A 26,959-nucleotide genomic window follows, 5' to 3' on the forward strand; every position below is an offset into this window, starting at 1 on the left:
TCCCGGAGCGCGGACCGCGTGTCCGCCTTGCTTTCGGAGAGCAGAACTTAGAGTACCCCTCAGTTCAGGCGACCGGGCCCCACGAGCAGGCCCAGCACGATTCCAAACAATTCGTTCTGCGCGGAAATGCCGAGCCGCTCATAGGCACGCTTGCGGTAGGTCAGGGTCGAATGCAGGCTGATGCCGAGCGCTTGCGAGATCGCCTCCGAGCTGAGACCGAGCAGGATGTGCCGGCACACCTCCTGCTCGCGCGGCGTCAGCGCGGAAAGTGGTGCGCACGCCGCAAACAACGCGGCGAGGTTCTGGTCGAGCGGCGCAGTCGCGGCCTGCCGGAAATGGCGCGCGACGCTGGCGCCAATCGCCGGCGCAATCGCGTGCAGCCGCGCACGATCGACGTCGCCAAAGCGGCCCTGCACGGCGATACGATAGAAGTTGACATAGAAGCAGGTGTCATCAGCCCAGATCGCGGTCGCGCATTTGTCGACGATGCCGGAATCGTGAAAAAAGATCTTGCGGTAGCGCGCGCCATACATGCGCGGCGCGAACGACGGCAGCATGATCGGCGCGCTGCCCTCGGTTTCGAACAGCGCATCGCGATTGGGATCGGATTCGTGGAACTGACCGGCATAGGCCGCGCCGAGATCGCCGCCGGTCGGGATGTTGCCGGCATCGAGCAGACAGCTCGCCGCACCGGCGCGCGTCAGCGCGAACACCATGCAATGGCCGACGCCGGCCTGCCGGCGCAGCGTGTCGATGAGGATGTTTGGAAAGTCGGGACGGCCGATGGCGAGCACCGCGGGCGTGACGTCGCCAGCCGCCGGGGTCGAGGCCATCGCGTGGGGCCGCATGGGTTTCCTCCGCCAAGGTTGTTTTGGCGGACGATATCAGCAAGGCGATTTTGCCGAAAGTCGGCGTCGCCGGCTTGGGCCGCATATGGGTCCCGGCTCGGCGCAGCAGCGTTGCACGCTGCAGCGCGTCCGGGACACGTACCTCATTGTTGGTGTCGTGCCCCGGACGCAGCGCAGCGCTTCTTCAGCGGTGCGCTGCCGAGCCGGGGCCCATGCAGCGAGTCCCTCGCCCTGCCCTACCCCGCCGCCGCCTTCGCCAGCGCGACATTGATGGCGAGCTTGCCGTAGCGGTCGGTGAAGGCCTCGGTGTCGATCTCCTCGAGCTTGATCTCGCCGCTCATGACGCTCCTCTTCCAGGCCGCCTGCGCCGGATCGCTCTGGAACTCCGGCATCACCTCGCGGCCGAACAGCTCCAGCGATTCGCAGATGTGCTCGTGGCTGTTCTTGCCGGCCTGGTTGAGCAGGATGACCTGGTCGATATGCGACGACTGGAAGCGCTTCAGCTTCTTGCGGATCGTCTCCGGCGAGCCGATCAGGCCGCCGCGCAAGGCCGCCTCCTGCGCTTCCGGATTGTCGCGCTTCCACTTGTTGTACTCGTCCCACATGTTGACGGTGTAGGGCGCCGGACGCCGGCGGTTCTGCGAGGCGCCGTAGAAGCGCAGCGCGAACTGGAAGAAGGTGGCGCCGTCGGCACGCGCACGCGCCTCCTCGTCGGTCTTGGCGCACATGAAGAACGACACCAGCGCCATGTTCGGGTTGATCTCGTAGTCGGCGAGCTTGTGCAACCGCTTGGTCATCGCGTTGTAATAGGCGTGCACCCAGGCATGCGCGGCATCGGCGCTGACGAACTGGAAGCCGAGCGCGCCAAAACCATGACGACCCGCGCGCTCGATGGTCGGCAGCTGCGAGCACGCCATCCACAGCGGCGGGTGCGGCTTCTGCACCGGCTTCGGCACGACATTGCGCAAAGGGATGTCAAAGTACTTGCCGTGATGCTCGCTTCCCGAATCCCCGAACATCGGGAAGATCGCGGCGACGGCCTCTTCAAAGACCTCCTTCTTGGTCTCCATGTCGCGGCCGAACGGCGTCAGCTCGGTGATGGACGCGCTCTCACCCATGCCGAATTCGCAGCGGCCGTTGGAGAGCAGGTCGAGCACCGCGACGCGCTCGGCAACGCGCGCCGGATGGTTGGTGGTGAGTTGGAGGATGCCGTGGCCGAGCCGGATGTTCCTGGTGCGCTGGCTCGCAGCAGCGAGGAAGGATTCAGGCGAGGGCGAGTGCGAATATTCTTCAAGGAAGTGATGCTCGACGACCCAGGCATGGTCGTAGCCGAGCCTGTCGGCGAGCTCCATCTGCGAGAGCGCGTCTTGATAGAGCCTGAGCTCGTCGCCGGCCACCCAGGGCCGCGGCAATTGCAGCTCATAGAAGATGCCGAACTTCATGGCGCCATCTCTCCCAAGTTCTCTTGCAATTTTTTTGCAAGTTTTTTTGCAAGTTTTCTTGCCCGCTTATTTTTTGTTGCGAGCATCTTAATGCGTGGGGCAGCGCTGTCTACGCAGTCGCAATTCCGCCCTGCGGGAGGACGCGCTTTTCGGCGCGGCGGCCATTCAGCACCGCACCGATGAAGGTGAAGCGCACCAGCAGATGGTAGCTCGCCAGCATCAAGGGAATCGCGACGACTAGAATGATTGCGAACTTGATCAGCCCGGGCCAGTCGCGCTGCGACAACGCGACCTGCAGCGCCATCACGATCGGCATGTGGATCAGATAGAGCCAATAGGATGCATCGGCGAGATAGCGCCAGGTCGGGCTGAAGCCGGACATGAAGCGCAGCACGAGCCCGATGACTGCGAAGGTCGAGATCCAGATCGCCGGTGCATAGAGGATGGCAGAGACAAGCCTGAGCGTGGCGAAGCTGAAAGGCAGTTTCGGCGCGCCCGGTGAGGACAGGATCACGCCTGACAGCACGAAGCTGATCAGGATCAGGCCGAGCGCGAGCACAAGATACGGGAGCCAGCGTCGCTCGAGCAGCCGCAGCAGATCGACCTGCCGATGCAACAGCCAGCCAACGCCGAATGCGGTGCCGAAGCCGATCCAGGCCTGCGCATTGGTGATGAGCGATTGATCCGGCGTCCTCACGCCCATCACGTTGATCCATCGTTGATCGAGGCTGAAGGCGATGCCGATCGGGATCGCCAGCACCAGCGGCGCCAGCGGATGTCGCATGGTGCCGGCGAAGATGCGGTCAACAACCGCTCGCCAAGTGCCTGACACATCGAGCCAGACAATGGCGGCGCGCAGCAGCAGCATGGCGGCATAGAGCTCCAGCAGCACATAGAGAAACCAGAGATGGGTCAGGGGGAAATTCGGCAGCACCGGCGGCCAATTGCGCACGCCGTGGAACGGGCCGGCATTCGGCAGATAAGATGCCCAGATCACGATCAGGGCGATGGGCGTGAAGACGATCGGCCAGCCGATCACGAGCGGCAGGGCGATCCGCTGCAGCCTGTCCCGGATGAAGCCCGAGGTGCCTCGGCGATGAAAGCTCATGCGGGCGAAGAAGCCGGCCATCAGGAAGAAGGTCGTCATCCGGAAGACGTGGATGGTGAAGGACAGCAGGCCGAGCAGCAGGCTTGGATGGGTGTCCCTGACGAACCAGAACTGGGCCGAGGCGGGCAAAAATGACAATGTCGCGTGCAGGACGATGCCGAGCAGCAGGGCGCCACCCCTGAGCGCATCGAGCGCGTGCAGTCGTTCCGATACGGGGGCGCCGGTCGCATGGGACATGGATGGGCTCGTGCTGGTTGGCGAGGGGTTCTCGCCGGACAGTCTGCCTAATCGCGGCGCGGCCCTCTCGCCCGATCCAAAAATCGGCTAGCCGATTTCTCGGCGCGGCTGGGTGATCCCGGGATCGCAGCCGGTTTCCGGCCGGCTCAGCGCCTCGCGCCGGAATTCGGTCGGGGTCACGCCGGTCTCGGCCTTGAAGGCGCGATTGAAGGGGCCGATCGATTGGAAGCCGGCATCCATGGCGATGGTCAGCACCGGGACCTCCCGTTGCGTCACATCGGACAGCGCCAGCCTGGCATCCTCGATGCGATAGCGATTGAGGAACGCATTGAAGTTCCGATAGCCCAGCCCTTCGTTGATGGCCTGGCGAAGCCGGTGCTCCGGAACGTCGAGCCGTGCCGCGAGCGCTCCGATCGCAAGACCTTCCCGCCGGTAGGTCCGCTCCACACTCATCAGATGATCTAGGCGCCGCAGCAGGATCGGATCGACCACGAGCCTTCCTGCGGGAGGAGCACGATCGGCACCGCGTCCGCTACTGGATGCGATTGCCGCCATGGCGTCGTTGACGGGCACGGCCGGCTGCGCGGCAAAAGCCCCCAGTCCGGCAATCATGGCCACCACGAACAGGCTGAGCGCGGTCGGCAGACTGCCGGGCGCGCCGGGGACCGCGACAGGAATTGCGGCGAAGCCGGCGCCGGCGACGACAGCGATGAGTCCGACATTGATGGCCAGCATCGCCAGCCGAAGCCGGCGGCGCCGCGCGACCAGATCGGCGCGCCAGGTCTTGACCGTCTGAACCGCGGCCGCGAGAGCCAGCGCCAGATTGATCAACGCCAGGCCTCGCCCGCCGGCCCCGGCCAAAGCGGGCCAGTACGCCCAGCCAAGCGTGAGCGCAAAGCCAAAGGCCACGATGCCGAGCCAGAGCACGCCGTGCCATCGCCTCAGCACGAAATCGTCGTCGAACGCCGCGCGCGCCCACAGCCAGAACACGGCAGGTTGCCCGGACAGGATCGGCAACACCCACCACCATGACGATTTGGGAAACAACGGCGCGGTCGTGATGGCGTAGAGCACGCCACCGGCAGACATGGCCATGCCCAGCAACGCCTGCTGGCCGGTCGCACGACGCAACAGCGTAGCGACAATGATCAACAGGAACACGCCGCTCGTTGCGCCGCGAAGCCCGAGATCGATGGCCGTGAGCCCCATCGCGTTCACAACTCACATTCCCCCCGGTTCGAGATCGAACTCTCGCACCGCCCTCGCGCGGGCACAATCCAAAATTGCGCGGTGGTCGCGGCATAGGGGTGGCGGCCCCGCTTGAACCCGCGGGGCGAATGGTTAGTTTTGGGGAATCGCGAATCGCATCGTTTCGCACCTCTCAAGACAGTCATGCCCACATTCACCCCGCATCAGGATGCCGCGCTGAAAGCCGTCGGCGACTGGCTCAAGGCAAAACCCGGCCGCAACGGCACGCCGCCGGTGTTCCGCCTGTTCGGCTTTGCCGGCACCGGCAAGACCACGCTGGCGCGGCACATCGCCGACGGCGTCGACGGCGAGGTGAAGTTCGCCGCCTTCACGGGCAAGGCGGCGCTGGTGATGCGCAACAAGGGGTGCGACGATGCCTCCACCATCCATTCGCTGATCTACCGCGCCCGCGAATCCGGCGAGGAGCAGCCGAGCTTTGAATTGTGGGACGACGCGCCGGCCTCCAAGGCCAAGCTGATCGTGATCGACGAATGCTCGATGGTCGACGCCGAATTGGGCCGCGACCTGATGTCTTTCGAGTGTCCGCTGCTGGTGCTCGGCGACCCTGCGCAGCTGCCGCCGATCCAGGGCGGCGGCTTCTTCACCAATACCGAGCCGGACGCGATGCTCACCGAGGTGCACCGCCAGGCCCAGGACGATCCGATCGTGCGGATGTCGATGGACGTCCGCGAGGGCCGCGAGCTCGACATCGGCCGCTACGGCGAGAGCGAGGTGGTATCGCGCAAGGAGCTCGATCCCGATCGCGTCATGGGCGCCGACCAGGTGCTGGTCGGCCGCAACAACACCCGACGCGCCTACAACATGCGGGTGCGGCAGCGCCAGAACATCGAGGATGTCTTTCCGGTCGCCGGCGACAAGCTGGTCTGCCTGCGCAACAACCGCAAGAAGGGCCTGTTCAACGGCGGCCTGTGGCGCGTGAAGTCGCGCAACACATCGCGCTCGAAATCGCGCATCCTCAGCATGCGGCTCTCGCCCGACGAGGATTTCGGCCACAAGGTCACGAAAGTCTCCGTGCGCGCCGATTGCTTCGAGGGCGGCATCGAGCAGATCGCCTGGGAGCAGCGCAAGCCTTATGACGAGTTCGACTACGGCTACGTGCTGACCGTGCACAAGTCGCAGGGCTCGCAATGGGACGACGTCGTGCTGTTCGACGAGAGCTTTGCATTCGGGGAGAGCCGCGCAAGGTGGCTGTACACGGGCATCACGCGCGCGGCGAAGCGGCTGAGTATCGTCGTCTAAAACCCCGCTCCGGCGATTGCCTCACTTCCCCGCCACGAAATAAAAATCTTCCCGGCCCGGCGGCGAGCCATACGAAAACGGTTGCTGCTCGTGCTTGGTGACGGTCCAGACGTCGTCGCGTACGATGTCGAACAGCTTTCGGATCTCGACCTTCGGCACCTTGATCTCGCGGGCGAGCGCGCTGGAGAACGGGCTGTCGGCACCGTTGTCGCCGTCGATCGCGGTCTCGCCGTGCTTGGCGGCGTAGACCACCATGAAGCCGGCGCCGGGCTCGATGTTGGAAAAGCCCTTGTCGACCAGCTTCAGCGACAGCGTGTGCTGCATGGTCGGCGCGAACGGATTGTCGCGGCAGGCATCCAGGATCACCAGACGCACTTTTCTTGCCGCGCCCACCGCTGCGATCACCTGCTCCAGGGCGACGGCTTGAGTCTCGGCATCCCGGTCGACGGCGAGCTTGGCGTCGATTGGGACGAGATAGTTTACCCCGCCAATCTCGAAACCGTGGCCGGCATAATAGACCACCGCCCAATCGGCCTTCTCCGCTTCGTCGGCAAAGGTCTTCAGCGCGTCGAAGAACTTGTCGCGGGTGAGGTCACTGACGGAGATCACGGTCTGGAAGCCGACGTCCTTCAGCACGCTCGCGATCAGCTTCGAGTCGCGCGGCGGATTGGGCAGAGCGTGGACGTTCTTGTAGGCGCCGTTGCCGATCACCAGCGCAACGCGGCGCCCGCTGGGCGCGCCGCCCGGCGTTTGCGGCGTCAGCGCGGCGAGCCGCTCCTGCGCGATGGTGCGGGCGCGGGCAACATCGAGCTCGTCGAACTTCGTCAGCGAATAGGCGGCCGAGCGATAATCGGCGCGGGCCTGGGCGAGATCCTTCTTGCGCTCGTAGACCTGGCCGCGGCCGGAATGCGCGCGGATATTGTTCGGGTTGAGCTGAAGCGCCGTGTTGTAGTCCTTCAGCGCGGCGTCGAAATCGCCCTTCATGAAATAGACGTCGGCGCGGTTGTTGATTGCGTAGACATTCCTCGGCTGCTTCTCGATCAGGCCGTTGCAATCGGCAAAAGCCTGATCGTACTTGCCCATCATGCCGTAGGTGGTGCAGCGGTTTCCGGCAATCTGTTGCGCGGCCGGATCGATCTTCTCGGCCTCCGCGAAATCGGCGAGCGCGCCGTCATAATCCTTCATCAGCGTGCGCACGCGGGCACGGTTGGTCCAGCCGAGGATGAATTTTGGCGTGTATTTGATCGACAGGCTGAAATCATCGAGCGCGCTTTGCAGCGCGCCGCGGCGCAGCTGGATAACGCCGCGATTGTTGTAGGGAACGCCGTAGGTCGGTCGCTTCTGGAGCGCGAGGTTGTAGTCGGCCATCGCAAGGTCGTCCTTGCCGGTGCGCTCATAGGCGAGGCCGCGCAGGTTGAGGATGACGGCATTGTCCGGGTCGAGGCCCGCGGCCGTGGACAGGACATCGATCGCGCGATCGTAGTCGCGCTTGTTGATCAGATTATTGCCGCGCACCGAGAGCGCGACCGCCTTGTCCTTGCCGGTGACACGATCGGCGTTGAGCAGGTTCTCGCAGGCCGTCGTCCGCGCCTGAAGGTCAGCCTGGCGGTCGCGGCAGGTGGCGAGGTCGTCGCCGGCTTGCGGCTCCGCCGCGGCGATCGCAAAGCTGGAGACGAGCATGACTGATATCAGGGGGACGACGCGCAGCATGTTGTCGGATCAGCTCCAGCCACCACATCTTAAGTCGATCGGCGATCGCGCCGGTTCATCTAGCCCGGAGTTCCCCACCGCGCCAAGCCGGGCCAAGGATTTCACGGGTTCGTGTCTCCAAAGCCGTAACAATCGCCCGGTCCGCCCGTATCTCCGATGTCTGAAAACGCCGGGCAGGCTGTTCGCCCGCCCTCAACCGCCCTAAACTGTCAGGCCTTCCGAAAGAGGATCCGCCATGCGCCGCTCCGTCCTGTCCCTGCTCGCCGCCACCACCGCCTTGACGCTGGCCTTTGCCGCACCGGCCCGGGCCGCGGAAGACGCCGTCGTGATCCCTGCCCCCGCAATGGACACAGCACCCGCAAGCGGCATCCAGACCGCGGTGATTGCCGGCGGCTGCTTCTGGGGCGTGCAAGGCGTATTCCAGCACACGGCCGGCGTCGTCAACGCGGTCTCCGGCTATGCCGGCGGCAGCAAGGCGACCGCCGATTACCAGACTGTCTCGGGCGGCCGGACCGGCCACGCCGAGTCGGTCGAGATCAAGTTCGACCCGAAGAAGATCTCCTACGGCAAGATCCTCCAGATCTACTTCTCGGTGGCGCACGACCCGACCCAGCTCAACCGCCAGGGCCCCGACAGCGGCACGCAATATCGCTCGGCGATCTTCACCACCTCAGACGAGCAGAAGAAGGTCGCGGAGGCCTATATCGCCCAGCTCGACGGCGCCAAGGTGTTCAGCAAGCCGATCGTGACCAAGGTCGGCGCGCTGGAGGCGTTCTACCCGGCCGAGTCCTATCATCAGGACTATCTGACGCTGCACCCGAGCCAGCCCTACATCGCCTATAACGACATCCCGAAGGTCGAGAACCTGAAAAAACTGTTCGCGGATAACTACATCGAGAAGCCGACGCTGGTGAGCGCCAGCAAGGCCACCAACTGATCGCGAGATCACCGAAAACAAGATCATCAGAAAACGGGAGACCCATGCCCGACACCAAGACGAAAATCACCGACGACAAGATCATCAAGAGCGAACAGCAGTGGCGGCAGGAATTGTCGCCGATGCAGTACGCCGTGCTGCGCGAGAAGGCGACCGAGCGTCCCTTCTCCGGCGAATATGAGCACGATCACCGTGCCGGCACCTATGTCTGCGCCGGCTGTGGCAACGTGCTGTTCGAGTCCGACGCCAAGTTCGACTCCGGCTGCGGCTGGCCCAGCTTCACCGCGCCTGCGGTCGAGAGCCATGTCGACGAGGAGCGGGATACGACGCACGGCATGGTCCGCACCGAGGTGCTCTGCGCCAAATGCAGTGGCCATCTCGGCCACGTCTTCCCCGACGGACCGGGACCGACCGGCCTGCGCTATTGCATTAACTCGGCTGCGCTCAAGCTGGAGCCGAAATAAGGTTGCGCGCCGCCGGTTCCCCGGTGGAACCCGGCGGCGCGATATGCTTTTCTTGTCTGGCGTGCAGCCGATGAGCCTAATCCGGCCGCCGCCAGGGAGGACGCCATGTCACTCGGGACCATCCTGATCATCCTGGTGATCATCTATCTCTTGGGCGGCTGGTCTGGCCGGATCGGCGGCTATGGCTACGGCATGGGCCATTCTGGCATGGGGATCGGCGGCGTCGTTCTGGTCGTGCTGGTCGTGCTGCTGCTTCTTGGCAAGCTGTAAACCATATAACTCATTGAAACTACTTTTGTTATAGCCTCTGCGGGGCTGCCATGCGCGGATTCATCATCTCCCATCGCAGGGGTCGCATTTCTGTGAAAACAGCCTATATTAGTGGACGAAAATGATGTGCGGCGGGCTCGCCTGATTGTGGCCTCCGCCTCCCCAACCCCACGCGCTTAAAGCCCCAGACAAGATCACGAGGTCTTTGACCATGCGTCCACTGCGTCCGTTCAACTTCAACACCTCCGCCGAGCTCTTCCCCGCCGCCATCCGCAAGAAGAAGCGCGCGGGCTTCACCTATCGGCGGTTCGGCACCGCGGCCGAAGCCGTGCAGTTCGCGATGGAGCAGTTGCCGACGGATTCGCTGAATGGCGCGTATCTCCAGGTCGAGGAAGCCCGTTTCGACCAGAACGGCATCCGCTCGCTCTATGAGAGCGAGGCCTTCCCGCTGCCGCGCCACCGCAAGCCGGAGCCGGTCGCGGAAGCCGACGCCGACGCGGCGTAAATTTTCTTAAAGTCTCCGATGTGCGCAAAGCGCGATGGCCGAACGGCTGTCGCGCTTTTCGCTTTTCTTAAAGGGCGGGCTTCAGAGGCGCGGCTGCTTGTCGAGCCAGCGGCGCAAGAGGCGCACGTTGCGCATGTTGGCGCGGAACATGACGTCGAAGGCGTCGCCCGCGAACGGCACGATGCCGACCACGCCGTCGAGGGCGACATTGCCGAGCATGCGGGCCGTAAGATACCAGGGCGCGCCGAGCGCGCGGGCCTCGCGCACGAGCCAGAGCGAGATCGCGGTGGTGATGATATCGCCGACAACGGGGATCAATCCGATCAACCCATCGATGCCGTAGCGGATATTGGTGCCGGGCAGGACGAAGGCGACGTCGAGCAGCTTGGCGAGCGCCTCAAGCCGCGCGATCCGCTGCTCGCGCGTCAGGTTGCCGAACGGATTGCCTTGACCGAACTCAAAGCGAAACTCGCGGAACCCCTGCTCCAGGGTTTCGGGAGGGATCTCGTGGCCTTCCTGGTCGATGATCGGTCCGCGCGCCGCGCGGTCCGAAACATCGGCGCGCGACTGGGTTCCTGAGCGGGACTTGCGTGGCGCGAGAATGTCGTCGTCGGGCATGGTCATGTCCATCAGGAAACGCACGAGCACAACAGAGGTTGCTGCGCCGCGTCCGAAGGTCGCGCGCTCAGCTCGCCGCCGCCGCGGGCCGCGGCTCCTCGACATAGCGATGCACGAACCAGGAGGACAGCACCGCCGGCACGAAGCCAACCAGGCCGTACAGGATGAACTGCACCGCGCCCGAATCCGACCCGCGCGAGCCGTAGGTCAGCGATGCCAGGATGAAGGCGAACAGGCCGACCAGCAGCATCCGCAGCACCGGCCCGACGCGCCGGACATGGATCAGGATGTCGTCGACCGCGCCGATCATCAGCGAGGGCAGGAAGCCGAACAGATAACTGTATTGCAGCGTCTTGAAGAACACGACGAACAGCTTGCCGACCTCGCCGAGACTGGTCTGGGCCCAGTAGCCGGACTGGTAGGTCGTCGTCAGCAGCAGCAGGAAGCCGCCCACGAACGGACCGACGAGCGCAAACACCAGATAGCGTTTCATCAAGAACTCCTCATACGCACGAGCTTTTATAGCAGCGCGGCGGGAACCTTGGATAGCGCGGTTGCGCGCTGTTTGGGGGAACAAGCAGCAAAGCGACGAGTTCAGACTGGAGGTTGAGATTCATCTGTCAGATCTGGAGCCGCCGATGTCTCGTAAACTGGTATTGCTGGCGACGATCACTCTCTCGGCTCTCGGCGGCCTGTCGAATGCGCCCGCCTTTGCGCAAGGCCATATGGGCACGCCGCAGGAGCAGAATGCCTGCTCGCGCGACGCCTCGCGGCTGTGCCGCAAGGATCTCGGCAATGACAATGCGGTGCAGGGCTGCCTGCAGGCGAACCGGGCCAAGCTGTCGAGGTCGTGCAGCAAGGTGTTCCAGACTCACGGCATGTGAACGTCTCACATTTTGCGTGACGGTCGCGCAACAATTGCGAATTCATTCGCGCCGCCCATTGCAGCTCTTTGACAATCGCGCATACTTCGCTCGGGCGGCGCAGCACTTTTCGATTCGAACATCAACAGATCGAGCGACCACATGCGGGACCAAGGTTCCCGGCGTGAAGACTGTGACATGCGGCAGATCAAGTCGCGTGCAGCGCCCCAAAACCAAGTGGTTCGACCCACGGAACTCGGGGACGCATTGTTCATGACACGCTACCAAACCATCGCTTCGCTCTTGAAGACCGCCGCTTCGCTGTTCGCTCTCACCGCCACCGCGATCGCCCTCCAGACATCACCCGGCCTCGCCTTCTCGTCCGAAGCACAGCAGATGTGCACGGGCGATGCGATGCGGCTGTGCTCCAGTGAGATCCCCGACATCACGCGGATAAGGGCCTGCATGGTCCAGAAAAAAGCGCAGGTCAGCCCCGGCTGCCGCGCCGTGATGGACCGCGAGCACGCAGCCGCCACTGCGGCACGCAAGCGGGAAGCGACCGCGCAGTAGGAGAGCGTACCTGCGGCCATCCTTCGAGACTCCCGCCCAAGGGGCGGGCCCTCAGGATGAGGTCTCGTTTCGCGGCGAGATATCAAACCCTCATGGTGAGGAGCCCGCCAAGGCGGGCGTCTCGAACCATGCAGGCCGAAGTCTTACGGAGTACTCTTAGTCGCCCCACTGCGCGAAGGCGTCGTTGAAGGCGCGTTCGCCGGGGGCGCCCTTCTCGATGGCGATGATGGCGCGGCGCTGGTTGGCGTAGACCAGCGGCACGTCAAACCACGAGCGCTCCTTCAGAAGCTGGACGTTGCGGGAGCGGTCGGCGTCGACATTGGAGAGGCCGACCAGGAAGAAGCCGTCGGTGACCTTGACCGCGAGGCCCGCGAGCGGCGTGCCGCGCGCCTGCTCGTTCGACTTCATCAGGATGCCCGGCACGTTGGAGACGCTGCCGCCCGGAAAGTCCGGCGGCAGGATGAAGGTCAGCTCGGCCGTGTGGCTCGCCGGCAGCGACGAGTCGGTGTTGCGGCGGAACGACATCGTCATCTTGAACTTGCGGTCGGGGATCTCGATGTCTGCGCGCACGGCGACGTCGGCCTTCTGGTTGCCCGAGGCCTTGATCGGCTCGAGCCGCCACACCACCGAGCCGACATATTGCTTGCCCTTCGGGTCGGACGGATCCTCGTCATAGAGCACGACCTTCTGCGCCACCGGCGCAGCCGGCTGGTCGCTCGCCGAGGGCTGGCCGACGCGATCCGGAATCTTCGGCTTGCTCTGCGGCTGCGCGGCATCCTTCGGCGCCTCCACCACCTGGGTGGGCGAGGGCTTGAACAGATTGGTCGCGGTCTGCACCAGCGACTTGCCCCACAGGATGCCGGCGCCGACCAGGATCAGCACGATGCCGATGGCGATCGCACTCTTGAACGGGAAGATAGAGCCGGCGCGCTTGGGCTTCCTGGCGCCGCGGTCGGCTGCGATGCGCGGACGCGGCGACGACGACTGCGGCGCGTAGCGCTCGGCCTCCTCCATCGACTCGTCATAGGAATAGGGCGCGTCGGGTTCGGCGGCGCGGTTCTCCAGGCTCGGCTCGAGCCGGTCGAATTCCGGCGAGGGCGACGGCACGTTGGCGTAAGTGCGGCGCGCGGCGCGGTTGGCCTGCGCGGCGGCGCCGCCGAGATCGTTGACGTCGGCGGTGATGTCGCGGAAGCCGCGTACGCCTGGCGCCGGCGGTGGCGGCGGTCCGCCATCCGGCGGGCGGCGCGAGGGAGAGCGATCGCGCCCGGCCGGCGGCTCCGGCGCAGCCGGCTGGCGCGGCGCATCGAAACGCGGGGCGCGGGGCGGACGCGGCGCGTCGTTCTGGTCGTCGCCGCCGAGCGGCGGGCGATCGTTGCGCGACGGCGGTGCGGCGGGACGGGCCCGCGGCGGCGCGGCCGACTGAGGAGATGCGGGCGGGTTGTTGTCGGCCGCACGGGCGCTGGCCCGTCGGAACGCATCGCCGCTGCCGCTCCCGCTGCGGGCGCCACCACCGGGGCGCGAGGCTTCGCGGGCACGCTGGGCGGCCTCCGATTCGACCTTGCGGACGGCCTCCTCCAGCGACAGCCGCTCGCGGGTGATCTCGGATTCGGAGAGCGGCGGCTGGACGCTGCGGAGCTGCGCGATCAGGGCCGTGCGCGCCCGCTCATAGAGCGCGCGCCGGCTTTCGCCGGGAGCGTTGGGGTCCAGGGCGGCAATAGCGCGGGCGATCAGCGGATAGTAATCAGCCATTTCTACTCAACTATACGCGCGTCCTGGTAAGAGATCGTTAAGCCTCAAACGGGTTTTGTACGAGGATAGTATCCTCGCGTTCGGGGCTGGTGGAAAGCAGCGCCACCGGGCATCCAACCAATTCCTCGATCCGGCGGACATATTTGATGGCCTGGGCGGGCAGATCGGCCCAGGACCGCGCGCCGGCGGTCGGCTCCTTCCAGCCCTCGATGGTCTCCCAGATCGGCTCGACCCGGGCCTGGGCGCCCTCGCCGGCCGGCAGATGGTCGATCTCCTTGCCGTCGAGCTTGTAGCCGACGCAGACATCGATCGAATCGAAGCCGTCGAGAATGTCGAGCTTGGTCAACGCCAGCCCGTTGATGCCGCAGGTTCGCACGGTCTGGCGGACCAGCACGGCGTCGAACCAGCCGCAGCGGCGCTTGCGTCCGGTATTGACCCCGAACTCGCGGCCGCGACGGCCGATCTCCTCGCCGATCTCGTTCAGCAGCTCCGTCGGGAACGGTCCCTGCCCGACGCGGGTCGTATAGGCCTTGCAGATGCCGAGCACGTAGCCGACGCCACCCGGACCGATACCCGTTCCGGTCGCGGCCTGCCCCGCCACCGTGTTGGACGAGGTGACGTATGGATAGGTGCCGTGGTCGACGTCGAGCAGCGCTCCTTGCGCACCCTCGAACAGGATGCGCTTGCCGGCACGCCGCTCGATATCGAGCAGGCGCCAGACGGTCTCTGCATAGGGCAGCAGCTGCGGCGCCAGCGCGCTCAGCTCCTTCAGGATCTCGTTGCCGTCGAACTCCGGCAGGTTGAGGCCACGACGCAGCGCATTGTGATGCGCAAGGAGCCGGTCGATCTTGTGCGGGAGCGTGTCGAGGTCGGCGAGATCCATCAGCCGGATCGCGCGGCGGCCGACCTTGTCCTCATAGGCCGGTCCGATGCCGCGGCGGGTGGTGCCGATCGCGGTCGCGGAATTGGAGGATTCGCGCAAGGCGTCGAGCTCACGGTGCAGTGGCAGGATCAGCGTGACGTTCTCCGCGACGCGCAGATTCTCCGGGCCGACCGCGACGCCCTGGCTGCGCAGCTTGGCGACCTCGTCGAGGAAGGCCTGCGGATCGAACACGACGCCGTTGCCGATCACCGACAATTTTGACGGGCGCAGCACGCCGGAGGGCAGCAGCGCGAGCTTGTAGGTCTCGCCATTGATCACCAGCGTATGGCCGGCATTATGGCCGCCCTGGAAGCGCGCGACGATGTCCGCCTGCTCCGACAACCAGTCGACGATCTTGCCCTTTCCTTCGTCGCCCCATTGGGCGCCGACGACGACAACATTGGCCATTCGCGGGTAATCCTTCGAAGAATTTAGATGCGCCCAGCCCAATTCCCGGCCCGGAGCCGTTCGTACGCGAGGCACCAACCGGATAAAGGAAGCAGCCTCTCTAGGCAAGCAAGAACCGGGCTTTTTGAGGACCCAACGCCCGATCCAAGCCTTTGATATCCCCGGAAAATCCGGAAACCTTCCAGGGCGATGCTCTCCCTTCGACCAAAGCGTGAGGGGCAGCCCCGGCCGCTGCATGGTGGCGATGCATCCGCCCCGTTGCTGCGACCTCGATTTCCGTGTCTTTGAACCGGGCCGGGTCTCGACCGGCCCGGACGTCGCCGGGCCGGAGGCCTTGGCGTTGTTGCACGCGGGGCCATAACAATCACAATGTCCGCCACCGGCCAGACCACCAGCACCGAAACATCCGGCCAGCACTGGATTGCCAACCAGCCTTATCTGCTGCTTGGCATCACCGCGCTGTGCTGGGCCGGCAATGCGGTCGTCGGGCGCCTCGCCGCCGGCCACATCCCGCCGGTGACATTGTCCTTCCTGCGCTGGAGCTTCGCCTTCCTGCTGGTGCTGCCGTTCGCCTGGAAGCATCTCGCCCGGGACTGGCCCGCGATCCGCGCAAAGCTCGGCCTGATGGTCGTGCTGTCGATCACCGGCATCGGCGCCTTCAACACCCTGCAATATTGGGCGCTGGAGCATACCCAGGCGCTCAACACCTTGCTGTTGCAGTCGGCCGCGCCTTTGCTCGTGGCGCTGTGGTCGCTGGCCATCCTCGGCATCCGCCTCACCGCGGCGCAGGCCTTCGGCGTGGCTCTCTCGATGTGCGGCGTGCTGATCATCCTGCTGCACGGCGATTTCACCACGCTGTCGAACATCGCCTTCAACAAGGGCGACCTGATCTTCATCGTCGCGCTCATCATCTTCGCGCTCTATTCGGTGCTGACCTTGAAGCGGCCGCCGATGCACGGCCTGTCGTTCCTCGCCTTCACCTTCGGCGCCGGCGCCGCCTGTCTCATTCCGCTCGAGATCTGGGAGCTGTCTGCGCGTCCCGTGATGAAGCTCGACGGACCGAACCTGCTGACCCTGTTCTATGTGTCAGTGTTTCCCTCGACGCTCGCCTATCTCTGCTTCAACCGCGGTGTCAGGCTGATCGGCGCCAACCGCGCAGCGCCGTTCTTCCACGTCGTGCCGGTGTTCGGCTCGATCATGGCGATGGCCTTTTTGGGCGAGCACCCGCAGGCCTTCCACTTCCTCGGCTTCGCGTTGGTGCTGTCAGGCGTGTTCGTGGCGTCGAGGAAGCAGGCGACGTAGACTCTTCCTTCAATGAACTCAACGCGAGAGGTTCGTGCGCGGAGCGAAAGAGCGCCCGCGATATGAAGAATGCGTCCAACATATTGACCGCCCATGGCGCCTCTTCGGGTCGTGCCTGCATTGTAGCATTGCGGCGGCGTGCCTTGTGTCACGACGCCAATCCGGCGCAAGCTCGCACCTGACGCCCATGACGATCGCTTCGCCCGCGCCACCTGCCTCGAGTCCGGCCGGCTGGCTCAACAACCAGCCTTATCTGCTGCTCAGCCTGAGCTCGCTGTTCTGGGCCGGCAACATCGTGCTTGCGCGCCATGTCGGCGCGCATGTGCCGCCGCTGACGGTGACGACGATCCGCTGGTTTGGCGTGTTCCTGATCCTGCTGCCGTTTTCATGGCCGCATCTGAAGCGCGACTGGCCGGCCTTGCGCAAAAGCCTGCCGCTAATGCTGTTCCTGTCGCTGGTCGGCTTCGCCTTCAACAACGCGATCTCCTACTGGGCCCTGCAATATACCGAGGCGCTGAACGCACTGCTGATCCAGTCGGCAGGTCCCCTGTTCGTGGCGCTGTGGTCGCTGGTGCTGTTCGGCGTACGGCTGACCCGCGGGCAGCTCGCCGGCATCGCGATCTCGCTGCTCGGCGTGCTGGTCATCATCCTGCGCGGCGACCTCGCGGCGCTGGCGAGCATCTCGTTCAACAGGGGCGACATCATGTTCGCCTCCTCGCTGGTGGCGTTCGGGCTCTACTCCGCCTTCATCCCGCGCCGGCCGAAGGTTCATCAGCTATCGTTCCTGTCCTTCACCACCTGCTGCGGCGCCATGATGCTGCTGCCGACGGCGATCTGGGAGGTGTGGAGCGGCAATGTCATGCAATTCGACACCGTGACGCTGCTGACGCTCGGCTACATCCTGATCTTCCCCTCGACGCTCGCCTATCTGTTCTTCAACCGCGGCGTCGCGCTGATCGGGCCGAACCGCGCCGCGCCGTTCTTCCATCTGGTGCCAGTGTTCGGCTCGGCGATGGCGATCCTGCTGCTCGGCGAAAAGCTGCAGCCGTTTCACCTGATCGGCTACGCGCTGGTGCTCGCCGGCGTCATCATCGCCTCGCGCCAGGGCTCGGCGGTGAAGTAATTCCGCAGCGCGGACGCACAACGAGTCTCGTGTCCCGGACAAGATGCAGCGCTCAAGCGCTGCATCGCAGAGCCGGGACCCAGTCTGCCGCATGGGCCCCGGTTCAGCAGCGCATCACGCCGCGAAGTGCGGCGCGCTGCACTGCGCCCGGGGCACGAGACAAACTCGTGGCTTCCGATTTCAATGAGGAGACGCTAGGTTCCCCGCCAACGAAAAAAGAGGGAACGTCCGAACATGCCGTCATCGCTCATGCGCGTGCTGCGCACCGCCGCCGTGCTGTGTCTCGCCGCCGCATCCGCCGCGCAGGCCGACAATTGGCCGAGCCGCAACATCACGCTGGTGCTGCCGTTTGCGGCGGGCAGCGGCACAGACACCACGACGCGGCTGATCTCGCAACATCTGTCGCAGGCGCTCGGCGTCGGCATCGTCATCGAGAACAAGGCGGGCGCCAACGGCATGATCGCGGCGACCTATGTCGCGCGCTCCGCACCCGACGGCTACACGCTGTTGGTGACGACCAACACCACGCATTCGGCCAATCCCTATCTGCTCAAGAGCCTGACCTACGATCCTGTGAAGGATTTCACCCCGATCGCGCGCACCGGCGACCTGCCCTTCATGCTGGTGATCCACCCGGACGTGCCGGCCAGGACAGTCGCCGAGCTTGTCGCTTACGGCAAGGCCAATCCGGGCAAGCTGAGCTACGCCTCAGGCTCGTCCTCGGCGATCGTGTCGGGCGCGACCTTCGCCCACAATGCGGGGCTCGACCTCCTGCATGTGCCCTACAAGAGCTCGCCGCCGGCGCTCAACGATGTCATGGGCGGCCGCGTCTCGATGATGTTCGTGGACATCCTGACCGGACTGCCGCATGTCCAGGGCAACGCATTGCGGGCGCTCGCCGTCACCACCAAGGACCGCACGCCGCTGATCCCCACTCTTCCCTCGATGCAGGAGGCCGGCGTGCCGGACTTCGACATCTCGTCATGGCAGGGCTATTTCGGCCCAGCCGGCATGCCGAAGGAGATCGTGACCCGGCTCAACGCCGAGATCCGCAAGATCGTCGAGAAGCCTGAGATCAAGGCCCAGCTCGCCACCCTCGGCATGGACGCCTTCTCCGGCACGCCGGAGCAGCTCGGCACGTTCGTGAATGAGCAGCTGGTGCTGTGGGAGCGGCTGATCCGGGATGCGGGAATCGAGAAGCAGTAGGGGATGGTTCTCGTGTCCCGGACGCGCTGCAGCGTGATACGCTGCTGCGCAGAGCCGGGACCCAGACTGCCGCTATTATGGGCCCCGGCCCTGCAGCGCACCGCTGAAGAAGCGGTGCACTGCGTCCGGGGCACGTGCCCACCGGCGATCACCACGCACTCAAAAAGAAAAGGTGGGCACGGCGCTTGCGCGTCTTTGCCCACCCTACGAATTCAGCGCAAAGCGTTATGCCGCGCGGACCTTGGCGAGGAAGCCGTCCACCGCGCTGCGCAGCGCGCCGGATTGGCTGTCGAGCTCGCGGGCGTTGGTGAGCACGTCGCCGGCCGCCGTGCCGGTGGCTTCCGCAGCCGAGGTGACGCTGCCGATATTGGCGTTGATCTCGCTCGAGCCGGCCGCGACCGACTGGATGTTGCGGGCGATCTCGCGGGTGGCTTCGCCCTGCTGCTCGATCGAGGACGAAATGCCGGCGGTGATCTCGCTCATCTCGGCGATGGTCTGGGTGATGCCGCCGATCGCTGCGACCGCATCGCTGGTCGAGGTCTGCATCGCCGCGACCTGGGCGGAGATTTCCTCGGTGGCCTTGGCGGTCTGGTTGGCCAGCGCCTTGACCTCGGAGGCGACGACGGCGAAGCCGCGGCCGGATTCACCGGCACGCGCCGCCTCGATGGTGGCGTTGAGCGCGAGCAGGTTGGTCTGCGCCGCGATCGAATGAATGAGCTTGACCACCTCGCCGATCTTCTCGGCGCCAGTCGAGAGCTCCTGCACCGTGGCGTTGGTACGCTCGGCGTCGCTGACGGCGCGGCTCGCCACTTCGGTCGAGCGCGTCACCTGGCGGGAGATTTCCGCAACCGAGCTCGACAGCTCTTCGGCGGCAGCAGCAACCGTGCCGACATTGCCGGACGCCCTCTGCGAGGCCGCACCGACCGTTGCCGCTCGCGACGAGGCGTCGCTGGCGGTCGCGGTCATCGACTGCGCGGTCGACTGCATGCCGGCAGCCGCCGAGGAGACCGAGCGGACGATGCCGTTGACGCTGCGTTCGAAATCGCTGGCGATACCTTCCATCGCGCTGCGACGTTCCGCCACGGCACGCTCCTTCGCCGCCGCGTCGGTCTGCTCGAGGTCGCGGATGCGGACCGCGTTGTCCTTGAAGATCTGGACGGTCGCGGCCATCGCGCCGACCTCGTCGCCGCGGCCGACGCCGGGAATGTCGCCCTCGAGCTTGCCGCCGGCGAGATCCTTCATGCGGGTGCCGAGCAGGGCCAGCGGACGGCTGATGCTGCGGCCGATCATCCAGGCAACGCTGCCGGCGACGATGACGATGCCGAGCATGGCGAGACCAAGCGACCAGAACACGGGGACCATCTTGGCGTCGATGTCGTCGAGATAGGCGCCGGTGCCGAGATACATGTCGAAGCCGGGAACGGCCACCGCGTAACCGATCTTGCGGATCGGCGTTTCCTGGCCGGGCTTCACGTATTCATAGTACAGCAGGATCGAGCCGTTCGCCTTGACGCCGTCCATCAGCTCGACCGACAGCCTGCGGCCATTGGTCACGACGTCCATGCGGTTGGCGCCGATCTGCTTCGGGTCGGGCGCGAGCTGGGTGATGCCGTCATAGGACGTGCCGAACAGATAGCCCGAGCCGTTGTCGTAAGTCATCGCATTGCCGTAGCGGCGAAGCTCGGCCATGGCCGCATCCTTCGTCAGCTCGCCGGCATCGACGCGCTTCTTCAGAGCGGCTGCGTAGTTACGACCAAGATCGGCGATCGACCTGGTCTGGTCGATTCGCGCGTCGACCATGGCGCGCTTCATCAGATAACCGGCCAGGACTCCGGAGACGCAGAGGCCGAACAAGGTGACGCCGACAAGGATGCCAAGCTTGGGCGCGATCTTCAGATTGCTCAACTTCACGGGGTGGGCTCCGGGGAAAAAAGGGATGCGGGCGCGCGAGTGAATCGATCGAAATTAAATCAACTTTTAGTGTGAGACCCCTTAGCAAGTTACTTACGTGCCTCCGTAGAAGCCCCGACGATGCCGGCAGAACCGGCAAATAATCACGACGGCGACAACCGGGAATTGTACGCGACCGTGCCGATTTCGCGTAAAAGACGCAAAGCCCGCCGAAAGGGTGCGGGCCACAACAAGAACCGACAAACCAAATCGGGAGCAGGAAATGCCGAAATACAGGGTGGTGACGCCGAAGGGCGCGAGCTTCACGGTCGCGGGCAGCGACTATTCTTACGAGCGCGAGGCGCTCGATCCGATCGATGCCGAGATCGTCGAGGCGCCGGCCAACGAGGCGGAGTTCATCGCCGCCGCCAGGAATGCCGACGCGATCTACGCCAAGGGCATCCCGATCACCAAGACCATCATCGACGCGCTGGAGAGCTGTAAGGTCATCACGCTCGGCTCGGTCGGCGTCGACAGCGTCGACGTGAAGGCGGCGACCGCGCGCGGCATTCCCGTCACCAACATCCCCGACACCTTCATCGAGGAAGTCGCCGACCACGCCATGATGCTACTGCTGTCAGGCTTTCGCCGCCTGGTCGAGCAGGACAAGATGGTGCGCACCGGCCGCTGGGCCGAGGGGCGGCCGGCGCTCTTGAAGATCCCGCGGCTGATGGGCCAGACGCTTGGCTTCGTCTCGTTCGGCCGCGTCGCGCGTGCCGTTGCGAAGCGCGCCGCGCCGTTCGGCCTGCGCATGATGGCCTACGATCCCTTCATCCAGGAAACGCTGATGTGGGACCACGGCGTCATCCCGGCGACGTTGAACGAGGTGCTGTCGCAATCCGACTTCGTCTCGATGCATGCGCCTGCCCGGCCCGAAGTGCATCACATGCTGACCGAGAAGCATTTTCGGCAGATGAAGAAGGGCTCGATCTTCATCAATACCGGGCGCGGCGCCACCGTGGACGAGGAGAGCCTGATCAAGGCGCTGCAGGAGGGCTGGATCGCGCATGCCGCCCTCGACGTGCTGGAGAAGGAACCGCCGTCGCACAACAACCCCATCCTCAGCATGGAGAACGTGACCCTGACCGCCCATGTCGCCTCGGCCTCGGCACGGTTCGACGAGGCGCGCAAGCGCCGGGTGGGCTACGAATTGTCACTGGTGCTTCAGGGCATGTGGCCGGTAAGCTGCGTGAACCCGTCGGTGCTGCAAGACACCGCGCTCCGCCGCTGGCAGCCCGTCGGCATGGACCGCGGCCCGAACAGCTAAGGCGGCCGGCGCAAAGCGCGCCAAAAGACCAAAACGGCCCTTCACCGGCGATCAACGCCGGGAAGGGAGACATCATAGGGAGGATCCGATGAGGAACGACATCACACGTCGTGATGCCTTGGCGCTGGGCCTGTCCGCTGCAACGGTCGCTGCCACTGGTGTTGCAGCGCACGCTCAATCCGCGATCAAGGCCGCCGACGTCCCCGCACCGAAATTGCCGATCGAGAAGGGCGCAAGCTTGCGCATGTTGCGGCCGGTACGCTTCGTTCAGGCCGACGAAGACGTGTTCCGCGCCAATGCGGCCAAGTTCACCAAGGAGACCGGCGTCGAGGTCAAGGTCGATTTCGTCGGCTGGGAGGACATCAACCAGCAGACCGCGGTCACCGCCAATTCCGGCGCCGGCCCCGACATCATCATCGGCTTCTCCGATGCGCCGCACATCTATATCGACAAGCTGATCGAGCTGACCGACGTCGCCGACTATGCCGGCAAGCGTTACGGTGGCTGGCTGCCGCTGGCGCAGCGCTATGGCAAGAAGAACAAGAGCGACACCTGGATCGGCCTGCCGTTCGGCGCGACCGCGGGACCGCTGATCTACCGCAAGTCGATCCTGCAATCGGTCGGCTTCGACAAGGTGCCGGAAGACCATGCCGGCATCCTCGATCTCTGCCAGAAGCTGCAAAAGGCCGGCAAGCCCGCCGGCTTCGCGCTCGGCAACGCCAAGGGCGACGGCAACGGCTTTGCGAGCTGGGCGCTGTGGTCGCACAACGCCGCCCTGCTCGATGAGGAGGGCAACGTTATCATCAACAGCAAGGAGACGATCGCTGCGCTGAACTGGGTCAAGCAGCTCTACCCGACCTTCATCGCCGGCACGACCTCGTGGAACGACGTCAGCAACAACCGCGCCTATGCCGCGCAGGAGATCGCGCTGACCGCCAACGGCGTCTCGCTGTATTTCTCGCTGAAGAACGATCCCGCGACCAAGGCGATCGCCGACGACAGCGAACATCAGCTGCTGCCGAAGGGCGTGGCCAAGGTCTCGCCGATGGCCGGCCTGACGCTGAACGCCATGGTGTTCAAGCACAGCCAGTACCCCAACGCCGCAAAGGCCTTCCTGCAATTCATGCTGGAGAAGGACCAGTACGAGCCGTGGCTCAACGCCAACTCCGGCTACTGGGCGCAGCCGCTCGCGGCCTATGCCGAGGCCGCCGTGTGGTCGCAGGACCCGAAGGTGAAGCTGTTCAAGGACACCATGAACAGCACCTATTACGACGGCTATGCGGGCCCGATCTCGACGGCGACCGGCGCCGTCAGCGCCGACTACGTGCTGATCCAGATGTTCGCGTCGGTTGCGACCGGCGCGGCCACGCCGGAGGCCGCCGCCGCAGAAGCCGAGCAGCGCTGCAAGCGGTATTTCAGGCGGCAGAAGTAAGACGGAGCGACCGTCATTGCGAGGAGCCCTTGCGACGAAGCAATCCAGACTGCCAGCCGCAGAACCAGACTGGATTGCTTCGCTGCGCTCGCAATGACGGTGTGGTGACACTTCAGACGGGACCAACGAACCGATGTCCGTGACCACCCTTTCCTCATCCGTGCTGGTCCAGCGGCAACCGAACTGGCTGGTGCGCCTGTTCGACTACAAGCCGTTCCTGGTCGTGATGTGCCTTGCGCCCGCGATCGGGCTGCTCGGGGTATTCCTGACCTATCCGCTTGGGCTCGGCCTCTGGCTCGCCTTCACCGACACCACGATCGGCCGCAAGGGCGAGTTCATAGGCCTGGAGAACTTCCAGTACCTGCTCACCGATTCCCTGTGGTGGAACGCGGTGTTCTACAGCGTGGTCTACACGGGCATCGCGACCTTCGGGAAGTTCGCGCTCGGCTTCTGGCTTGCGCTATTGCTCAACAACCATTTTCCGTTCAAGAGCCTGCTGCGCGCGATCATCCTGCTGCCCTGGATCGTGCCGACGGTACTCTCGGCGCTGGCGTTCTGGTGGATCTACGATCCACAGTTCTCGATCATCTCCTATCTGCTGGTCGACGTGCTGCATTGGCGCACGACCAACATCGACTTCCTCGGCTCGCCCTGGCCGGCGCGGCTCTCGCTGATCGCCGCCAACATCTGGCGCGGTATTCCCTTCGTCGCGATCTCGCTGCTGGCGGGCTTGCAGACCATCTCGCCCTCGCTCTATGAGGCCGCCATGCTCGACGGCGCCAGCGCCTGGCAGCGCTTCCGCTACATCACCTTCCCGATGATGATGCCGATCCTCGCCATCGTCATGACGTTCTCGATCATCTTCACCTTCACCGACTTCCAGCTGGTCTATGCCATCACCCGCGGCGGCCCCGGCAACTCGACGCATTTGCTGGCGACGCTCGCGTTCCAGCGCGGCATCGCCGGCGGCGAGCTCGGCGAAGGCGCGGCCATCGCGGTGTCGATGATCCCGTTCCTGGTGTTCGCGACGCTGTTTTCCTATTTCGGCCTGGCGCGCCGCAAATGGCAGCAGGGAGAGGCCAATGACTGACACCGCGCAAGCCTCCGCGGTCGCCGACGCGAAAGCGGCGCCCGACACCATGGCCTGGGATTCCGGGCTGCGGCGGCTGATGATGATCTATCTGCCGCTCGGCTGCTTCGTGCTGATCCTACTGTTCCCGTTCTACTGGATGGCGATCACGTCGTTCAAGCCGAACGCCGAGCTGATGAACTACAAAGAGCACAACCCGTTCTGGATCACCTCGCCGACGCTGGCGCACATCAAGCACCTCTTGTTCGACACCGCCTATCCGCGCTGGCTGTGGACCACAATGCTGGTCGCGATCGGCTCGACCACGCTATCGTTGATCGCGAGCACACTGGCTGCCTACGCCATCGAGCGCCTGCGCTTCCGCGGCAGTCCGTATGTCGGTCTCGGCATTTATCTCGCCTATCTGGTGCCGCCGTCGATCCTGTTCATCCCGCTCGCCACCGTCGTGGTGCAGTTCGGCCTGTTCGACTCGCCCCTGGCGCTGATCCTGGTCTATCCGACCTTCCTGGTGCCGTTCTGCACCTGGCTGCTGATCGGTTATTTCAAGTCGATCCCCTACGAGCTCGAGGAATGCGCGCTGGTCGACGGCGCGACGCGGCTGCAGATCCTGCGGCGGATCACGCTGCCGCTCGCGGTGCCCGGCCTGATCTCGGCCGGCATCTTCTCCTTCACGCTGTCCTGGAACGAGTTCATCTACGCGCTCGCCTTCATCCAGAGCGGCGCCAACAAGACCGTGCCGGTCGCGATCCTGACCGAGCTTGTCACCGGCGACGTCTACCAGTGGGGCGCGCTGATGGCGGGCTCGCTGCTCGGCTCGCTGCCGGTCGCGATCTTCTACTCGCTGTTTGTGGATTACTACGTGTCTTCGCTCACCGGCGCGGTCAAGGAATAGCTGTGCCTGCGGCGTTTGGCCCGGTTTCACAAAACTGCAATACGCGATCCGCATAAGACGGCCTCCCGTTAACAGGAGACGCACATGCGCGCGACTTTTCTCAGCACCGTCGCAACGGTCATTCTCACCGCGAGCACCGCGCTCGCACAGAGTGAGGGTGAATTCCCGGCCAAGCTCGCCGGCCACGTGGTGATGCCGGCCGCGACCTTCATCGATGCCCCGGCCGATGCGCCGGCCGATCTCAAGACCTCGGGCAAATATACCACCGGCAAGCGCGTCGACGCGCTCGGCACCGTGATGGGCAAGTCGTTTGAGCGTTCGACCGGCGTTTCGCTGCCGTTCAAGGGCCAGCCGCTGCAGGGCCATTCCGGCATCAAGACGATGCCCGACGGCAGCTTCTGGGTCATCACCGACAACGGCATGGGCGCGCGCGCCAACTCGCCGGACTCGATGCTGTACCTGAACCACTACAAGATGGATTGGGCGGGCGGCAAGATCGAGCGCGAAGCGACCGTCTTCCTGCACGATCCCGACAGACGCGTGCCGTTCCGCATCGTGCATGAGGACACCGAGAAGCGCTATCTCACCGGCGCCGACTTCGACACCGAAGGTTTCCAGATCATCGGCGACACCTTCTGGATCGGCGACGAGTTCGGCCCCTATATCCTGAAGGCCGACAAATCAGGCAAGATCCTCGCCGTGTTCGAAACCATCGCCGACGGCAAGCCGGTGCGCTCGCCTGATCATTGGGCGGTGGCGACCCCGGGTGCGCCCGGCGCGACCTACACCAACGTCAACCTGCGCCGCTCCAAGGGCTTTGAGGGCTTCGCGTCCTCCAAGGACGGCAAATTCCTCTACGGCCTGCTCGAAGGTCCGTTGTGGGATGCCGACAAGAAGGATTGGGAGCGGGTCGACGGCAAGGAAGCGTCCCGCATCCTCGAATTCGACGTCGCCGCGGAAAAGTTCACCGGCCGCTACTGGCAGTATGTGTTCGAGCAGAACGGCAATGCCATCGGCGACTTCAACATGATCGACCCGAGCGCCGGCCTAGTCATCGAGCGCGACAACGGCGAAGGCACGCCCGACAAGGCTTGCCCGCAGGGCACCCGCGGCGAGAACTGCTTCCCTGACGTCGCCAAGTTCAAGCGCGTCTACAAGATCGAGCTGACGGAGGCCAATGTCGGCAAGCCCGTGCGCAAGATCGGCTATATCGACCTCCTGAAGATCCAGGACCCCGACAAGAAGGCGCGAAAGCCGCTCAATGACGGCGTCTACACCTTCCCGTTCTTCACCATCGAGAATGTCGATCGCGTCGACGACACTCACATCATTGTCGGCAACGACAACAATCTGCCGTTCTCGTCCAGCCGCGATCCCAACAAGGCCGACGACGACGAGTTCGTGCTGCTCGACGTCGCCGATTTCCTGAAGGCGAAGTAAGCTGGAGCTCTCTCAACACGGTCATCGCCCGGCTTGACCGGGCGATCCAGTATGCCGCGGCATCCGTGTGATACGGAAATGCCGCGGAGTACTGGATG

The 26,959-nt window shown here is 64.7% G+C and carries 25 protein-coding genes; 15 read left to right on the plus strand and 10 right to left on the minus strand.

Annotated features, from left to right (window positions below; genetic code table 11):
* Positions 1-59: 59 nt before the first annotated feature.
* The 4 genes from ABID59_RS01190 to ABID59_RS01205 all read right to left on the minus strand — a co-directional run bounded on the left by ABID59_RS01190 (position 60) and on the right by ABID59_RS01205 (position 4,844).
* A complete protein-coding gene (locus ABID59_RS01190; protein ID WP_354082192.1) occupies positions 60-848 on the minus strand; it encodes a helix-turn-helix transcriptional regulator in 789 nt (262 codons plus the stop codon).
* Positions 849-1,084: 236 nt separating this feature from the next.
* Positions 1,085-2,290 (minus strand): LLM class flavin-dependent oxidoreductase, encoded by a 1,206-nt coding sequence (locus ABID59_RS01195; protein WP_354082193.1) that lies wholly within the window; start codon positions 2,288-2,290, stop codon positions 1,085-1,087.
* A 109-nt stretch (positions 2,291-2,399) separates the two neighbouring features.
* Complete coding sequence (locus ABID59_RS01200; protein WP_354082194.1) at positions 2,400-3,635, minus strand: acyltransferase family protein; 1,236 nt, start codon at positions 3,633-3,635, stop codon at positions 2,400-2,402.
* Positions 3,636-3,722: 87 nt separating this feature from the next.
* Positions 3,723-4,844 carry a helix-turn-helix domain-containing protein gene (locus ABID59_RS01205; RefSeq protein ID WP_354032251.1) on the minus strand — a complete coding sequence of 374 codons (1,122 nt, stop codon included), beginning with the start codon at positions 4,842-4,844 and terminating at the stop codon, positions 3,723-3,725.
* Positions 4,845-5,027: 183 nt separating this feature from the next.
* On the opposite strand from ABID59_RS01205, the gene ABID59_RS01210 reads away from it, so the two are divergent.
* Positions 5,028-6,143, plus strand: a complete 1,116-nt coding sequence (locus ABID59_RS01210; RefSeq protein WP_148754547.1) for an ATP-dependent DNA helicase — start codon at positions 5,028-5,030, stop codon at positions 6,141-6,143.
* Positions 6,144-6,164: 21 nt separating this feature from the next.
* On the opposite strand, the gene ABID59_RS01215 is transcribed toward ABID59_RS01210, so the two are convergent.
* Complete coding sequence (locus tag ABID59_RS01215) at positions 6,165-7,853, minus strand: tetratricopeptide repeat protein (RefSeq protein ID WP_354082195.1); 1,689 nt, start codon at positions 7,851-7,853, stop codon at positions 6,165-6,167.
* A gap of 235 nt (positions 7,854-8,088) precedes the next feature.
* Between ABID59_RS01215 and msrA the strand changes: the two genes are divergently transcribed.
* From msrA to ABID59_RS01235, 4 genes are all read left to right on the plus strand, one after another.
* Positions 8,089-8,790 carry a peptide-methionine (S)-S-oxide reductase MsrA gene (msrA, locus tag ABID59_RS01220; RefSeq protein ID WP_148754543.1) on the plus strand — a complete coding sequence of 234 codons (702 nt, stop codon included), beginning with the start codon at positions 8,089-8,091 and terminating at the stop codon, positions 8,788-8,790.
* 44 nt (positions 8,791-8,834) lie between these two features.
* A complete protein-coding gene (msrB, locus tag ABID59_RS01225; RefSeq protein ID WP_148754541.1) occupies positions 8,835-9,254 on the plus strand; it encodes a peptide-methionine (R)-S-oxide reductase MsrB in 420 nt (139 codons plus the stop codon).
* 105 nt (positions 9,255-9,359) lie between these two features.
* Positions 9,360-9,524, plus strand: a complete 165-nt coding sequence (locus ABID59_RS01230; RefSeq protein ID WP_148754539.1) for a DUF3309 family protein — start codon at positions 9,360-9,362, stop codon at positions 9,522-9,524.
* A gap of 211 nt (positions 9,525-9,735) precedes the next feature.
* Complete coding sequence (locus tag ABID59_RS01235) at positions 9,736-10,029, plus strand: hypothetical protein (protein ID WP_148754538.1); 294 nt, start codon at positions 9,736-9,738, stop codon at positions 10,027-10,029.
* Positions 10,030-10,110: 81 nt separating this feature from the next.
* On the opposite strand, the gene ABID59_RS01240 is transcribed toward ABID59_RS01235, so the two are convergent.
* Positions 10,111-10,653, minus strand: a complete 543-nt coding sequence (locus ABID59_RS01240) for a DUF4112 domain-containing protein (RefSeq protein WP_148754563.1) — start codon at positions 10,651-10,653, stop codon at positions 10,111-10,113.
* 61 nt (positions 10,654-10,714) lie between these two features.
* Positions 10,715-11,140 carry a DUF5413 family protein gene (locus ABID59_RS01245; protein WP_148754536.1) on the minus strand — a complete coding sequence of 142 codons (426 nt, stop codon included), beginning with the start codon at positions 11,138-11,140 and terminating at the stop codon, positions 10,715-10,717.
* Positions 11,141-11,285: 145 nt separating this feature from the next.
* Here ABID59_RS01245 and ABID59_RS01250 point away from each other — a divergent pair, with 145 nt between their 5' ends.
* Positions 11,286-11,531 carry a hypothetical protein gene (locus ABID59_RS01250; RefSeq protein WP_187435237.1) on the plus strand — a complete coding sequence of 82 codons (246 nt, stop codon included), beginning with the start codon at positions 11,286-11,288 and terminating at the stop codon, positions 11,529-11,531.
* A 252-nt stretch (positions 11,532-11,783) separates the two neighbouring features.
* On the plus strand, positions 11,784-12,080 hold the full coding sequence (locus ABID59_RS01255) for a hypothetical protein (protein WP_354032257.1): 297 nt from the start codon (positions 11,784-11,786) through the stop codon (positions 12,078-12,080).
* Positions 12,081-12,236: 156 nt separating this feature from the next.
* Here ABID59_RS01255 and ABID59_RS01260 read toward each other — a convergent pair whose 3' ends face one another.
* On the minus strand, positions 12,237-13,829 hold the full coding sequence (locus ABID59_RS01260; RefSeq protein WP_354082196.1) for a hypothetical protein: 1,593 nt from the start codon (positions 13,827-13,829) through the stop codon (positions 12,237-12,239).
* Positions 13,830-13,866: 37 nt separating this feature from the next.
* A complete protein-coding gene (locus tag ABID59_RS01265) occupies positions 13,867-15,159 on the minus strand; it encodes an adenylosuccinate synthase (RefSeq protein WP_148756580.1) in 1,293 nt (430 codons plus the stop codon).
* A 369-nt stretch (positions 15,160-15,528) separates the two neighbouring features.
* On the opposite strand from ABID59_RS01265, the gene ABID59_RS01270 reads away from it, so the two are divergent.
* From ABID59_RS01270 to ABID59_RS01280, 3 genes are all read left to right on the plus strand, one after another.
* Positions 15,529-16,461, plus strand: coding sequence for a DMT family transporter (locus ABID59_RS01270; protein ID WP_354032260.1), 933 nt, complete (start codon positions 15,529-15,531; stop codon positions 16,459-16,461).
* 187 nt (positions 16,462-16,648) lie between these two features.
* On the plus strand, positions 16,649-17,584 hold the full coding sequence (locus tag ABID59_RS01275; protein ID WP_187435510.1) for a DMT family transporter: 936 nt from the start codon (positions 16,649-16,651) through the stop codon (positions 17,582-17,584).
* A gap of 234 nt (positions 17,585-17,818) precedes the next feature.
* Positions 17,819-18,790, plus strand: coding sequence for a Bug family tripartite tricarboxylate transporter substrate binding protein (locus ABID59_RS01280; RefSeq protein WP_354082197.1), 972 nt, complete (start codon positions 17,819-17,821; stop codon positions 18,788-18,790).
* 225 nt (positions 18,791-19,015) lie between these two features.
* Here ABID59_RS01280 and ABID59_RS01285 read toward each other — a convergent pair whose 3' ends face one another.
* A complete protein-coding gene (locus ABID59_RS01285) occupies positions 19,016-20,701 on the minus strand; it encodes a methyl-accepting chemotaxis protein (protein WP_354082198.1) in 1,686 nt (561 codons plus the stop codon).
* Positions 20,702-20,963: 262 nt separating this feature from the next.
* Here ABID59_RS01285 and ABID59_RS01290 point away from each other — a divergent pair, with 262 nt between their 5' ends.
* From ABID59_RS01290 to ABID59_RS01310, 5 genes are all read left to right on the plus strand, one after another.
* Positions 20,964-22,007, plus strand: a complete 1,044-nt coding sequence (locus tag ABID59_RS01290; protein ID WP_354082199.1) for a C-terminal binding protein — start codon at positions 20,964-20,966, stop codon at positions 22,005-22,007.
* A gap of 88 nt (positions 22,008-22,095) precedes the next feature.
* The gene (locus ABID59_RS01295; protein ID WP_354082200.1) at positions 22,096-23,439 is read left to right on the plus strand and encodes an ABC transporter substrate-binding protein; all 1,344 of its coding nucleotides are present in this window, start codon (positions 22,096-22,098) and stop codon (positions 23,437-23,439) included.
* A 133-nt stretch (positions 23,440-23,572) separates the two neighbouring features.
* Positions 23,573-24,529, plus strand: a complete 957-nt coding sequence (locus tag ABID59_RS01300) for a carbohydrate ABC transporter permease (protein ID WP_354082201.1) — start codon at positions 23,573-23,575, stop codon at positions 24,527-24,529.
* Positions 24,522-25,421: a carbohydrate ABC transporter permease gene (locus tag ABID59_RS01305; protein WP_502916769.1), complete on the plus strand. Its 900-nt coding sequence runs from the start codon at positions 24,522-24,524 to the stop codon at positions 25,419-25,421. The genes ABID59_RS01300 and ABID59_RS01305 overlap by 8 nt, the downstream gene beginning before the upstream one ends.
* A gap of 84 nt (positions 25,422-25,505) precedes the next feature.
* A complete protein-coding gene (locus ABID59_RS01310) occupies positions 25,506-26,861 on the plus strand; it encodes an esterase-like activity of phytase family protein (RefSeq protein ID WP_354082202.1) in 1,356 nt (451 codons plus the stop codon).
* The last annotated feature ends 98 nt before the right edge of the window (positions 26,862-26,959 follow it).

Source organism: Bradyrhizobium sp. S3.3.6 (assembly GCF_040546905.1).
Lineage (GTDB): Bacteria > Pseudomonadota > Alphaproteobacteria > Rhizobiales > Xanthobacteraceae > Bradyrhizobium > Bradyrhizobium cytisi.